Here is a 12,119-nt window from a genome sequence, read left to right as displayed (position 1 = left end):
GCGGGCTCCGGCCCTGCTTCCACTGTGGCTCCAGCATCCCCTGCCGATCGGGAGCCCGCTCGGCTCAGACGCAGAGGCCGGCAAGGTCGATCTCGGGCACGCGCTCGGCGGGTAGCCCTTCGGCCGGTCCGGGCACCGCCGCGGGATCGTCGTCGCCTGCATAGGCAGGATGGTTCTGCGCCTCCTCCAGACTGACGAAGTGGAAACCCATCTCACGATAGAGCGCCAGCGTGCGTGGGAACATGCGTGCATCGAAGGATCCGAAGTGGGTGAGTAGTACGTACGGGATGTCGCTGCCGTAGGCCGCTTTCGCCAGGGTGCGCGATGCCTCCGCGTTGTAGCGGACCGCGTCGAGCCAATCCTCCTCGAGCTTCGCAATTGCCGCCTGATCACCTCTCGCGGCGCAGCGCACGTAGGCGTCGTTGTACTTCCAGTCGTCGAAGGTCATCGTCACGCTCGCGATCCTGTAGCCGTGAGAGGCGAGATATCGGCGGACTGCGAGCCTTTTGGCCGGATCGTCGCCCTCTTGGAGGTAGGGGTAGCGAAACCAGTGCCAGTCGCCGCGCGAGACCTTTTTGAGCAACGGCTCGTCGCGTGCGATCTCGTCGCCGAAAGCTTCAGCGGTGAGATCATTCAGATTGGCATGCGTCCAGGTGTGATTGCCGACCGGAAACGCATCGGCCCAATACTCGAGCGCGGCCGTGGCGTCCGGGTTCGCCTGGGCACGCGAGCCGTTCACGAAGCCACGAGCGGGAACGCCCGCCGCTGTGAGTGCGGCCACCAAGCGGCGGCTGAGGTCGAGACGCGTCTCGCCCGGCGCCAGCCCGCCATGCGCAGGAATGTCGTCGACCGTGACCGCGATCGAGGGATGGTCATCGGACGGCGCCGCCGCTACGGCCCTGGACGTAGCCGCGGGTGCGCAAGCGGCAACAAGAGCCGCGAGTCCGACCAGAACGCAACTCGTGATTCTCCGGATCATCGTGTTCTCGGATCGCGAGGTGAAGGTACTCATCAGGACCCGTCACCCGGCGTTCGCCGTCGACTGCCGGTGGCGCCTCGCGGGAACGTCGGGTGCTTCGACGGGCAGATTCACCTCGCCCGAGAAGGCCGAGGGCGCGCAGGAGGCGGTCCCCTCGACCTCGGCAATCGAGACTCCACCGTCCATCGGCCTTACCCCTCCGCCGGCGCTGTCGCCTGGCGCAGATCGTGGGACCCCTGGAGAGCGACCCTCGGCCTCGAGGTCGAAATCCGTATCGAAAGCGTTACCGACGGTGAGACGGCGAGGCAGTGGCGTCTACAGCTGGGACCAGGCGCACATCGTCCAGATGGGCGCCCGCACCACGCCGGCGTTCCGGCCGACCGCGGAACGACTGCACGCCGGCGTCCGGACGCTGACCGGACCTTCCTGCGGCGGAGCGGGCGCGTGCGCACCGAGGAGGTCGAGGTCGAAGCCGAGCGGTTCGCCGCGCTGGTCTCGACGGGCTCGGACTCGCCGGCACCCTGCATCCCGCGGCGCTCCCGCCGGACCTGGCCCGCGCCGTGGTGCGCCGACATCGGCGCTCTTTGGGGGACCCTGGCGACCGGGCCGGCTACGAACGAACTGTCATAACATAGATTATCGGCTCACCGATGACGGGCTGCTGCAGCGGCAGCCCGAGCCCCCTGAGCAAGGACGATGTCCGAGCGGCCGCCATTCGCGATCAGACGAGGCGGTCACCGGGCAGCGCGCCCAGGACGACGGTGAACATCGCCAGCACTGCGAACGCCCCCACGATGCTGCCCACGACGGCAGAGTAGCCGGGCCACTCACCCGTGCCCGAGCCTTCGAACCACGGCGCGATCTGTCATAACGTCGACGCGCGCCGCAGCGGGCCGGGATCAGCGGCGTCGGCGCCGGCCCGACGTGAGCTGACGGACGGCGTCGCGAAGGACGCTCCCGGCGACGACGAGCAGGACCACCGCTTCCAGGCCGCGGTGCCGGTCGGCGGCGGCCCGGACCGGCATTGCCGGCGGCGGGGTCCGCTCCGCAACGTCCTCGCGGCCCCGGGCCCCGGCGGGGACCGACGGCGGCGACGACTCTTGCAGCATCCCGTGCTGTTGCAGCCAGTACAGCCACACGAACGCGGGGAACACGAGCACCAGGGCCAGCCCCAGGGCGACGAGGAGCGCCAGCTGCGCCGGCTCGGGCGCAGCGCTCTGGCTGAGCGTGACGGCCCCGGGCAGGACCCAGGGGTACTGGGCGACGCCCCATCCGGCGACCACGCCCACCACCGCGAGCGCCGCGGCGCCGCGCAGGAGCATCGGTCGCCTGGTCAGCAGCAGCGCCAGGGCGGCGATCCCGCCGAGGACGGAGACGGCGACCGCCGGGAGCGCCGGGCCGGTCAGCCCGGCCCACAGGTACGGCGCGCTGCGCGCCAACAGGACCAGGTTGATCGCCGCCAGGAGGCCGGTGACCAGCCCCGCGGCGAGCGAGCGGCGGCGGAAGTAGCGCGCCAGGTCGTCGTGGCCGCGGCGCTCGCAGTCCGCCACGAGGTAGACGCCGGCGACGTAGGCGCACGTGGCCACGAACAGCAAGCCGGTCACGAGCGCCGTGGGGCTGGTCCACGCGCCGAGCAGGTTGCCCGCCGGGTCGGCCGGTACCGCGCCGGTGGCCACCCCGCCGACGGCGGTCCCGAGGAAGAAGGGCGTGAGGAGGGAGGAGGCGGCGAACAGCGCTCCGTACAGCCTGGTCGTCGCCGGGCGCTGGGCCTCGTGCCGGAAGGCGAAGCCGATCCCCCGCAGCACGATGCCGAGCAGCGACAGGGCGAGCGGCACGAACAGCGCGACCATCACGGCGCTGAACGCGCTGGGGAACCCGGTCCAGAACACGACGAGGCCGAAGATGATCCAGACGTGGTTCCCCTCCCACACCGGCGTGACGGACGCGTCGATCTCCTCCCGGGGACGGGCGCCGCGCTCGTCCCCGCCCGCGAGCAGGTCCCACGTGCCCCCGCCCAGGTCGGCACCGGCGAAGAGGGCGTACCCGGCCACCGTCACCAGCAGCACCACGGCGACGGCGAGAGTGGCGACCGACGGACCCGGCACGGGGTTCACGGCGGGGGTCACGGCCGCGCGTCCTCGGCTCGTCGTGGTCGCTCGTAGGGCGCCCACACGGTGTCTGCGCCCGCCCCCGCCGCGTCCTGGGCCCGCCAGCGGCGGCCCATGAGCCACGGCACCGCGATGCTGGTCACGGTCAGCACCCCGTAGATCGCCACGGTGACGGCCAGGGTGACGGGCACGCCGTTCGCCGGTGTCACGGCGTCGCGGGTGAGCAGCAGCCCGTAGACGACCCAGGGCTGGCGGCCCACCTCGGTGGTGATCCAGCCGAGCTCCATCGCGACGATCGACGCGGCCCCGGCGAGGGCTGCCGGGACCAGGAACCACCGGGTCGACAGGACGTCGCGGCGGAACTTCCACACCCACGCCTGCCACGCGCCGAGGACCACGAGGAGGGTCCCGATCGCGACCATGCCGTCGAACGACAGGTGGATCAGGTTCGGCAACGGCGGCCGCAGCTCCGGGGGCACGGTGTCCCAGCCGGTCACCTCGGTGTTCGGCGAGAAGCCGACCAGCAGCGAGTCGAGGTACGGGATGGCGACCCCGAAGTAGACCTGCCCGTGCCAGTAGACCCCGCCGAGCCACTCCGGGACGCCCCGCGCCGTGGTGTCCACCAGCTCCATCGCCGCGAACTTGATCGGCTGCTGGTGGGCCACCGCACGGGCGAGCACGTCGCCGACGTACACCTGCAACGGCGCGCACACGGCGCCGACCCAGAACGGGATGAGGAACCCCAGCCGGTGGTAGCGGTCGCGCCGCCCGCGCAGCAGGCCGGTCGCGTAGACGCCGGCGACGACGAACCCGGCCACCATGTAGGCCGCCAGGATCATGTGCGGGGTCTCGTAGGGCGTCGCGGGGTTGAACACCACCGCCCAGGGGTTCACCGTCGCGACCCGCCCGTCCACCAGGGTGAAGCCACTCGGCTGGTTCATCCACGAGTTCGCCGCCACCACGGCCAGGGCCCCGAGCAGTCCCGCGACCACCATCGGCATCCCCGCCAGTGCACCCACGGCCGCAGCCGGCCCCAGCCGTACAGGTAGATGGCCGTGAAGATCGCCTCGACGAAGAACCAGATGCCCTCGATGGCGAACGGGATGCCGAACGCCGAGCCGTAACGGCCCATGAGTCCGGGCCAGAGCAGCCCGAGCTCGTACGACAGCACGGTCCCCGACACCGCCCCGACGGCGAACACCACGGCCGCGACCTTCGCCCAGCGCCGCGCGAGCACCAGCGCGACCTCGTCGTGACGCCTCATCCCCAGCCAGTGCGCGATCAGCACGACGGTCGGGAAGGCGATGCCGAAGCAGGCGAAGACGATGTGGAAGCCCAACGACGCCCCCATCTGCACCCGCGCGGGGACGTCGCCCTCGGCAAGGACCAGCACCGGCGTGTTCACGACCCCACCGCCGCAACTTCCGGCCCGCGGGGGCACGATGGGGTCGGAGGGGGTGCCGACATGGTCTCCGCACTGCTCGTCGTGCTGTTCGGGCTCGGGCTCGGGGCCCTCGGCCTGCTGCTCCCCGACCTGTACGTCGTGGGACTCGTCGTGCTTCTCGTCGGTGGCATCGGCGTCCTCGCACGGCTGGGCGACTGGTATCGCATCACCGGACGGCGAATGCCGTAGTCGGACAGGATCGGCCGACGGGCTCGGCAGGGTCGCCCCGCAGTGCAGGTATGCGCGCTCGCGGCATCGAAACCCTCGCGACCAGGCGAGGAACCCGATGGATCATCCGCGTGCGGCCGCCGGGATCCAGCGGTCGGCCAGCGCCGACACCCGGTCGGCGGCGAGGCGCGGCTCGGCCGGCGGTGCGTCGACGATCACCAGCTCGGTCACGCCGAGATCGGCGAGTTTCGCGACGTCGTCGTCCTGCGGGTTGCGCAGGGCGACGGCGAGCCGCAGCTCCGTGATGTCGCGTCCCGACTCCCGGCAGCGTGCCCGCAGGAACTCGAGACGTCCGGCGACGTCGGCGACGCCGTCCAGGTTGAACCCGTACCACCCGTCGCCCACCGCGGCGACGCGGCGCAGCGCCGCGTCGCTGTTGCCTCCGAAGACGATCGGGATCGCCCTGTCCCGCACCGGCTTCGGGTTGACGCGTACGGAGTCGAGCCGGACGAACTCCCCGACGAAGGAGGCGACGTCGTCGCGCCACACCGTGCGCATCGCGGCGACGTACTCCTCGGTCCGCGCCCCTCGCCGCGCAAACGGCACCCCGAGCGCCTCGAACTCCTCGCGCGACCAGCCCACGCCGACGCCGAGGGTGAGCCGACCGCCCGACAACGAGTCGAGCGTCGCCGCCTGTTTGGCCACGAGCACCGGATTGTGTTCCGGCAGCAGCAGCACGCCCGTCGCCACGCCGATCGTCGAGGTGGCCGCTGCGACGAAGCTGAGGCCGATCAGGGGGTCGATCCAGTCCGCCGTCGCCGGGACGGCGATCCGGCCGTCGTCCGAGTACGGATAGCGCGACGACGTCCGGTCGACCATCACGACGTGCTCGCCCGACCACAGCGTGGCGAAGCCGCAGGACTCCGCCGCCCCCGCGACCGCGTCGATGACGGGCCGCCGGGCGCCGGTCCCGATCCCCAGAGCGTGCAGACCGACCTGCATCGGGCGAGCCTCCCACACGCAGCCCGGTCGCTGTACCGACGACGGTGATCCGTCTGCGCTGGGGGGCCCGGGTCGGGTCTCGTCCTGGCGCCGTCGACGCCGGCGGACGCGGCGCGCCGCCGTTCGGTCCGCACCGATCCCTCAGGCGGAACGCAGCGCCCCATCCAGGCTCGCCATCAGCCGTGCAACGCGACTCGGGCCGGTCACGACGGGCGGGTACCGCTTCAGGACGGCGACGAGGCGGGGTGACGCCCGCTCGCACGCCTGCGCGAGGTGGCGCTCCCCCACGCCAGGGTCGTCCTCGGCCGCCAGTTCGAGGGCACGGGCGGCACACGCGACGGATCGCAGGATGTGCCCGACCTGGGTCGCCTCGGCGAGCGGGTGCAGGTACGCCGCGGAAGCCGCATCACCGGCCGCACGCGCCGCATGCCTCGCGCTCTCCGCGCCCGCTTCTCGTGCGGCCCGGTGGGCGTCCACGGCGGCCACCCGCTGGAGCCTCGTGCGCGCGGCGCCGTCCACGAACACCCACGCCGCCTCCACCGCCGACCGAGGCCTCCGGTCCTCCGGACGGTCGCGCTCGAACAACGGCAGGACCTCGACGGCGCTCTCCACGGCGTACCGCGCCACCTCCCGGAGCTCCTCCATGGTCAGCACGAAGTCGCCGGACACCCGCTCCCCTGGCCCCGGTCCCGAGCGAACCATGCGGTCATCCTAGTGACGGGACACTTGTCCCGTCGCCGGTGTAGCGTGATGGGACAAGAGTCCCGTCACCATTGGAGATGCTCATGCGTGTCCTCGTCACCGGAGCCAGCGGCGCGATCGGCTCGGCCCTCGTCCCGGAGTTGCTCGGCGCGGGCCACGAGGTCGTCGGCCTCGCCCGGTCGGAGGCCTCGGCGGCCGCCCTCACCGCCGCCGGGGCCGACGTGCTCCGCGGCGACCTGGCCCACCTCGACACGCTGCGGTCCGGGGCGGCCGCCGCCGACGGCGTCGTCCATCTCGCGTTCTCGCACGACTTCACCGACTTCGCCGCCTCCGCCGAGGCCGAGGGCCGTGCCGTGGCCGCCCTCGGCGAAGGCCTCGTCGGCACCGGGAAGCCGCTGGTCCTCGCCTCCGGTACCCCCGTGGTGCCCGGCCGGACCGCGACGGAGGAGGACGCGATGCCGACGGACGGTCCCGTGGGCGGCCGGGGTCGCACGGCGGCGGCGACGCTCGCCCTCGCCGACCGGGGCGTCCGGGCGGCGGTCGTGCGGTTGCCGCGCACGGTGCACGCCCACGGCACGGGCGGGTTCGCCGGGCTCCTCGTCGACATCGCCCGCCGCACCGGCGTCTCCGGCTACGTCGGCGACGGCACCCAGCGCTGGCCGGCGGTCCACCGGCTCGACGCCGCGCGGCTGTTCCGGATCGCCCTGGAACAGGCGCCCGCCGGGTCGGTGCTGCACGCCGTCGCGGACGAGGGTGACCGCATGCGGGACATCGCCGCCGCGATCGGCCGAAGGCTCGACCTGCCCGTCGACGAGGTCCCCGGGGACGACTACGGCTTCCTCGGCGCCGTCTTCGCCCTCGACCAGCCCGCCTCGAGCGCCCGCACCCGGGAGCGCTTCGGCTGGACGCCGACCGGGCCGAGCCTGCTCGCCGACATCGCCGCTGCGCCCGACGCCGCCTGACCCGGCCCGGAACCGCCCCCCGTCGACGGGCGAGCCCCGGCTCAGGCCCCGACGTAGGCGGCGAGGTGCTCGCCGGTGAGCGTCGAGCGGGCGGCGACGAGGTCGGTGGGCGTGCCCTCGAAGACGATCCGGCCGCCGTCGTGGCCGGCGCCCGGGCCCAGGTCGATGATCCAGTCGGCGTGCGCCATGACCGCCTGGTGGTGCTCGATGACGATCACGGACTTGCCGGTGTCGACCAGGTGGTCGAGCAGGCCGAGCAGCTGCTCGACGTCCGCGAGGTGCAGACCGGTCGTCGGCTCGTCGAGGACGTACACGCCGCCCTTGTCCCCCATGTGCGTGGCCAGCTTGAGCCGCTGCCGCTCGCCGCCGGAGAGCGTGGTGAGCGGCTGTCCGATGGTGAGGTAGCCGAGGCCGACCGCGGCGAGCCGCTCGAGGATCTTGTGGGCGGCCGGCGTCCGTGCCTCCCCCGCGCCGAAGAACTCCTCCGCCTCGGCCACCGGCATCGCGAGAACCTCGCTGATGTCCTTGCCGCCGAGCCGGTACTCCAGCACCGCCGCCGAGAACCGCTTGCCCTCGCACTCCTCGCAGGTGGTGGCGACACCCGCCATCATCGCCAGGTCCGTGTAGATCACGCCGGCGCCGTTGCAGGTCGGGCAGGCACCCTCGGAGTTGGCGCTGAACAGCGCCGGCTTCACGCCGTTGGCCTTCGCGAACGCCTTGCGGATCGGCTCGAGCAGGCCGGTGTAGGTGGCGGGATTGCTCCGCCGTGAGCCCCGGATCCCGCCCTGGTCGATCGCCACCACGCCGTCCCGCCCGGCCACCGAGCCGTGGATCAGCGAGCTCTTCCCCGAGCCCGCCACCCCGGTCACGACGACGAGGACGCCGAGCGGGATGTCGACGTCGACGCCGGTGAGGTTGTGGGTGGTCGCGCCGCGCACCTCCAGCGCCCCCGACGGCGCGCGCACCGCGGGCTTGAGAGTGGCGCGGTCGTCGAGGTGCCGCCCGGTCAGCGTGCCGCTGGTTCGCAGCCCCTCGACCGTGCCCTCGAACACCACCTGGCCGCCCGCGGCGCCCGCGCCCGGCCCGAGGTCGACGACGTGGTCGGCGACCGCGATCGCCTCCGGCTTGTGCTCGACCACCAGCACGGTGTTGCCCTTGTCCCGCAGCCGCAGCAGCAGGTCGTTCATCCGCTGGACGTCGTGCGGGTGCAGGCCGATCGTCGGCTCGTCGAAGACGTAGGTGACGTCGGTGAGCGACGAGCCGAGGTGCCGGATCATCTTGGTCCGCTGCGCCTCGCCGCCGGACAGCGTGCCCGACGGCCGGTCCAGCGAGAGGTAGCCCAGCCCGATCTCGACGAACGAGTCGAGCGTCTCCCCCAGGGCCGTCAGCAGCGGCGCCGCCGACGGCTCGTCCAGCCCGCGGACCCAGCCGGCCAGGTCGTTGATCTGCATCGCGCAGGCGTCGGCGATGCTGATGCCGGCGATCTTCGACGACCGGGCCGCCGCGGTGAGCCGGGTGCCGTCGCACTCGGGGCAGGTCGTGAAGGTCACCGCCCGCTCGACGAAGGCGCGGATGTGCGGCTGCATCGCGTCGACGTCCTTGGACAGGTACGACTTCTGGATGCCGGGGACCAGGCCGGAGTAGGTGAGGTTGATGCCCTCGACCTTGATCTTGGTGGGCTCCTTGTACAGCAGGTCCTGCAGCTGCTTCTTCGTGAAGTCCTTGATGGGCGTGTCGCAGTCGAAGAAGCCGCACCCGCGCAGGATCCGGCCCATCCAGCCGTCCATGCTGTACCCGGGGATGGTGAGCGCACCCTCGTTGATCGACCTGGTCTCGTCGTAGAGCTGGGTGAGGTCGATGTCGTTGACCGCGCCGCGGCCCTCGCAGCGCGGGCACATGCCGCCCGTGATGGAGAACTCGCGGCGCTCCTTCGTCTTCTGGCCGCCCTTCTCGATCGTGACGGCGCCCGCACCGCTGATCGAGGCGACGTTGAACGAGAAGGCCTGGGCCGAGCCGATGTGCGGCCGGCCGAGTCGGCTGAACAGGATGCGCAGCATGGCGTTGGCGTCCGTCACGGTGCCGACCGTGGAGCGGGGGTTGGCGCCCATCCGCTCCTGGTCGACGATGATCGCCGTGGTCAGGCCGTCGAGGACGTCGACCTCCGGCCGGGCCAGCGTGGGCATGAACCCCTGCACGAACGCGCTGTAGGTCTCGTTGATCAGCCGCTGCGACTCCGCGGCGATCGTGCCGAACACCAGCGAGCTCTTGCCCGAGCCGGAGACCCCGGTGAACACCGTCAGCCGGCGCTTCGGGAGCTCGACGCTGACGTCCTTCAGGTTGTTCTCCCGCGCGCCGTGCACCCGGATCAGGTCGTGTGCGTCCGCGATGTGCACGGTGTGCGTCGGGGCCTCCGTGGCCGAGCTCATCCTGTGTTCCCCCCTGTGGTGCGACGTGCCGTGTCGATGTCCGCCCGCGCCCCGCTCAGCCGAGCTGCTTGATCCTGATCATGTTGCCCGCCGGGTCACGGAAGGCGCAGTCCCGCACGCCGTAGGGCTGGTCCATCGGCTCCTGGACGACCTCCGCGTCGGCGGCCTGGAGCCGGTCGAACGTCGCGTCGAGGTCCTTGGTGGCCAGGTTGATCGCGGCGTAGGTGCCCTTGGCCATCATCTCGGCGACCACCTGGCGCTCCTCGTCGGTGACGCCCGGGTCCGCCGCCGGCGGGTGCAGGACGATCGAGACCTCCGGCTGCCCGGGCGGGCCGACGGTGATCCAGTACATGTCGTTGTAGCCGACCTCGTTCTGCACCTCGAAGCCGAGGACGTCCCGGTAGAACGCGATCGCCTCGTCCTTGCCGGTGTGGGGCAGGTAGGTCTGGCTGATGACGATGTCGGTGCTCTGTGCTGTCATGCCGAGGACGCTAGCGGCGCTCCGCCGGCCGGGGCTTCTCGATTCCTGACCGGTCGCGTCACCTGCTTGACCACGCAGGACGGAATGTCCACCCGCTGCTCCTCGGCCGCCCGGCGGTAGGCGCCGGGCGGCATGCCGACGAGCTCGGCGAAGCGCGTGCTGAACGTGCCAAGCGACGAGCAGCCCACCGCGAAGCAGACCTCGGTGACGCTCATGTCGCCCCGCCGCAGCAGGGCCATCGCGCGCTCGATGCGGCGCGTCATCAGGTAGGAGTAGGGGGACTCGCCGTAGGCCCGCCGGAACTCCCGGCTGAGGTGCCCCGCCGACATGTGGGCGCCCCGGGCGAGCGCCTCGACGTCGAGCGGCTGCGCGTACTCCCGGTCGATCCGGTCCTTCACGCGGCGCAGCCGGGCCAGGTCGCTGAGGTTCGCGGCGGATCTGCTGCTCACGTGCGCGATCGTGCCATGTCCCGCGTCCGAAGTGCACTGTCCCCGTCCGGTCCTGAGAGTCGCTCAGCCGTGGTGCGGCTACCGTTGGTCGGGTGCGTGCTCCCGTGTTCACCAGCAGGGCCGTCCGTTGCGTCAACGCCGGCGTCGAGGCCCTGACCCGCACGCCGCGGCTGGGCCGCGTCGTGGGCCGCAGCATCGCGATGATCAGTTACGTCGGCCGCCGCTCGGGCCGGACCTTCCGGACGCCGGTCGCCTACCGGCGCACCGGGGACGAGCTCCTCGTCGGGGTGCAGTTCCCCGACGCCAAGAACTGGTGGCGCAACTTCCTCGGCGCGGGTGGCCCGATCACCGTCGAACTCGAGGGCGCGGACCGCACCGGCCACGCGGTCGCCACCCGGGACGAGCGCGGACGGGTCGAGGTGCGGGTCCGGCTCGACCCGGTGCCGGGCGAGCCGGACTGACCGCCGGTCAGTTCCCGCGCCCCGCCGCGGCCTGCAGCTCGTCGATCCGCTTCGACGCCTCGGCCTTGGTCAGCCGGCCGAGGTCGTCGGGCAGCTCCTGGCCGGCCTGCTGGGCGAGCGTCTCCAGGTAGGAGCGCTGCGGGCCGGTGATCGGTTCGTCGCCGGTGGTCCAGTCCTCCGGGTCCTTCGCCGCCGGGGCGCTGGTCTGGTCCTGGGTGTCGCGATCGGTCATGCTTCGAACATATCTTCGACCGCGCTCCCCCGCGACCCGAGGGCGTCAAGCGGGGTTCGAGGAGGGCCGCGCCCCTGCCGCACCCCTGGCGATCGCCCGCACGCGGAAGGCCCACCCGATCAGGATCACGCCGCCGATCAGCGCGAACAGCCCGACGAGCCAGATCAGCGCCAGGATCCCGGTGGCCGGCCACACGAGCAGGGCGAGGCCGAAGAGGATGTTCACGATGCCCGCGACGAGGGTCCAGCCCCAGGCGTGCGCCCCGGCCCGCCGGGCGGTGAAGGCCTCCGCGATCTCCGCGACGCCCATGACGATCGCCCAGAACGCCACGACGAAGAGCAGCGCCAGGGCGGTGACGCCGGGCCAGACGAGCGCGACGACGCCGGCGATCACCGACAGCACGCCCTGCACCACCGGCCACACCCAGTGCGCCGCCGTCCGCCGCGCCCGGACCCCCATGACGACGGCGACGACGCCGTCGAGGATCGCGTAGAACCCGAACAGGAACACCAGGGTGAGCAGGGCGATGCCCGGGCTCACCAGGGCGATGATCCCGAAGAGGGCGATCAGGACACCCCGCAGCAGCACCATCCACCAGACGGCGCCCGCGAACTCCCGCACCGCGTCGGCCGGGCGCCGCCCGGACTCGCCCGCCCGATCGTCGGCACTCACGTTCTCGCTCATGACGACCCCCTCGGCGTCCCG

12 protein-coding genes and 1 pseudogene are annotated in these 12,119 nt (G+C 72.3%); 3 read left to right on the top strand and 10 right to left on the bottom strand.

From position 1 onward, the window contains the following. Positions 1-64: 64 nt before the first annotated feature. From LWC35_RS04840 to LWC35_RS04830, 3 genes and pseudogenes are all read right to left on the bottom strand, one after another. Entirely contained in the window at positions 65-1,012 is a 948-nt protein-coding gene (locus tag LWC35_RS04840; RefSeq protein WP_232868656.1) for a polysaccharide deacetylase family protein, read from the bottom strand. An 866-nt stretch (positions 1,013-1,878) separates the two neighbouring features. Further along, the gene (locus LWC35_RS04835; protein ID WP_232868655.1) at positions 1,879-3,105 is read right to left on the bottom strand and encodes a cytochrome d ubiquinol oxidase subunit II; all 1,227 of its coding nucleotides are present in this window, start codon (positions 3,103-3,105) and stop codon (positions 1,879-1,881) included. Then, a pseudogene (locus LWC35_RS04830) lies at positions 3,102-4,438 on the bottom strand (cytochrome ubiquinol oxidase subunit I). The gene LWC35_RS04835 and the pseudogene LWC35_RS04830 overlap by 4 nt, the downstream one beginning before the upstream one ends. A gap of 114 nt (positions 4,439-4,552) precedes the next feature. On the opposite strand from LWC35_RS04830, the gene LWC35_RS04825 reads away from it, so the two are divergent. After that, positions 4,553-4,720 carry a hypothetical protein gene (locus LWC35_RS04825; RefSeq protein WP_232868654.1) on the top strand — a complete coding sequence of 56 codons (168 nt, stop codon included), beginning with the start codon at positions 4,553-4,555 and terminating at the stop codon, positions 4,718-4,720. 102 nt (positions 4,721-4,822) lie between these two features. Here the strand turns inward: LWC35_RS04825 and LWC35_RS04820 are convergent, their stop codons facing one another. After that, positions 4,823-5,701, bottom strand: a complete 879-nt coding sequence (locus LWC35_RS04820) for an LLM class F420-dependent oxidoreductase (protein ID WP_232868653.1) — start codon at positions 5,699-5,701, stop codon at positions 4,823-4,825. A 141-nt stretch (positions 5,702-5,842) separates the two neighbouring features. Beyond that, positions 5,843-6,403 carry a putative immunity protein gene (locus tag LWC35_RS04815; RefSeq protein WP_232868652.1) on the bottom strand — a complete coding sequence of 187 codons (561 nt, stop codon included), beginning with the start codon at positions 6,401-6,403 and terminating at the stop codon, positions 5,843-5,845. A gap of 83 nt (positions 6,404-6,486) precedes the next feature. Between LWC35_RS04815 and LWC35_RS04810 the strand changes: the two genes are divergently transcribed. Beyond that, entirely contained in the window at positions 6,487-7,365 is an 879-nt protein-coding gene (locus tag LWC35_RS04810; RefSeq protein ID WP_232868651.1) for an SDR family oxidoreductase, read from the top strand. A gap of 41 nt (positions 7,366-7,406) precedes the next feature. Here the strand turns inward: LWC35_RS04810 and LWC35_RS04805 are convergent, their stop codons facing one another. The 3 genes from LWC35_RS04805 to LWC35_RS04795 are packed head-to-tail and all read right to left on the bottom strand — an operon-like array spanning position 7,407 to position 10,721. Further along, positions 7,407-9,791, bottom strand: a complete 2,385-nt coding sequence (locus LWC35_RS04805) for an ATP-binding cassette domain-containing protein (RefSeq protein ID WP_232868650.1) — start codon at positions 9,789-9,791, stop codon at positions 7,407-7,409. 55 nt (positions 9,792-9,846) lie between these two features. Then, a complete protein-coding gene (locus LWC35_RS04800) occupies positions 9,847-10,272 on the bottom strand; it encodes a VOC family protein (RefSeq protein ID WP_232868649.1) in 426 nt (141 codons plus the stop codon). Next, a complete protein-coding gene (locus tag LWC35_RS04795) occupies positions 10,269-10,721 on the bottom strand; it encodes a helix-turn-helix transcriptional regulator (RefSeq protein WP_232868648.1) in 453 nt (150 codons plus the stop codon). The genes LWC35_RS04800 and LWC35_RS04795 overlap by 4 nt, the downstream gene beginning before the upstream one ends. A 92-nt stretch (positions 10,722-10,813) precedes the next feature. On the opposite strand from LWC35_RS04795, the gene LWC35_RS04790 reads away from it, so the two are divergent. Then, positions 10,814-11,182 (top strand): nitroreductase/quinone reductase family protein, encoded by a 369-nt coding sequence (locus LWC35_RS04790; RefSeq protein WP_232868647.1) that lies wholly within the window; start codon positions 10,814-10,816, stop codon positions 11,180-11,182. Between the two features lie 7 nt (positions 11,183-11,189). On the opposite strand, the gene LWC35_RS04785 is transcribed toward LWC35_RS04790, so the two are convergent. Together LWC35_RS04785 and LWC35_RS04780 are read right to left on the bottom strand one after the other, a co-directional pair. After that, the gene (locus LWC35_RS04785) at positions 11,190-11,414 is read right to left on the bottom strand and encodes a DUF3072 domain-containing protein (RefSeq protein WP_232868646.1); all 225 of its coding nucleotides are present in this window, start codon (positions 11,412-11,414) and stop codon (positions 11,190-11,192) included. A gap of 45 nt (positions 11,415-11,459) precedes the next feature. Then, complete coding sequence (locus LWC35_RS04780; RefSeq protein ID WP_232868645.1) at positions 11,460-12,098, bottom strand: HdeD family acid-resistance protein; 639 nt, start codon at positions 12,096-12,098, stop codon at positions 11,460-11,462. Positions 12,099-12,119 lie beyond the last annotated feature (21 nt).

Source organism: Pseudonocardia kujensis (assembly GCF_021283305.1).
Lineage (GTDB): Bacteria > Actinomycetota > Actinomycetes > Mycobacteriales > Pseudonocardiaceae > Pseudonocardia > Pseudonocardia kujensis.
This window is presented reverse-complemented; position numbering and strand designations above follow the sequence as displayed.

Excerpts from the sequence above, each read along its gene's own strand:
- LWC35_RS04840 (WP_232868656.1), bottom strand. The coding sequence starts at position 1,012 with ATGAGTACCTTCACCTCGCGATCCGAGAACACGATGATCCGGAGAATC.
- LWC35_RS04825 (WP_232868654.1), top strand. The coding sequence starts at position 4,553 with ATGGTCTCCGCACTGCTCGTCGTGCTGTTCGGGCTCGGGCTCGGGGCC.
- LWC35_RS04820 (WP_232868653.1), bottom strand. The coding sequence starts at position 5,701 with ATGCAGGTCGGTCTGCACGCTCTGGGGATCGGGACCGGCGCCCGGCGG.
- LWC35_RS04815 (WP_232868652.1), bottom strand. The coding sequence starts at position 6,403 with ATGGTTCGCTCGGGACCGGGGCCAGGGGAGCGGGTGTCCGGCGACTTC.
- LWC35_RS04810 (WP_232868651.1), top strand. The coding sequence starts at position 6,487 with ATGCGTGTCCTCGTCACCGGAGCCAGCGGCGCGATCGGCTCGGCCCTC.
- LWC35_RS04805 (WP_232868650.1), bottom strand. The coding sequence starts at position 9,791 with ATGAGCTCGGCCACGGAGGCCCCGACGCACACCGTGCACATCGCGGAC.
- LWC35_RS04800 (WP_232868649.1), bottom strand. The coding sequence starts at position 10,272 with ATGACAGCACAGAGCACCGACATCGTCATCAGCCAGACCTACCTGCCC.
- LWC35_RS04785 (WP_232868646.1), bottom strand. The coding sequence starts at position 11,414 with ATGACCGATCGCGACACCCAGGACCAGACCAGCGCCCCGGCGGCGAAG.
- LWC35_RS04780 (WP_232868645.1), bottom strand. The coding sequence starts at position 12,098 with ATGAGCGAGAACGTGAGTGCCGACGATCGGGCGGGCGAGTCCGGGCGG.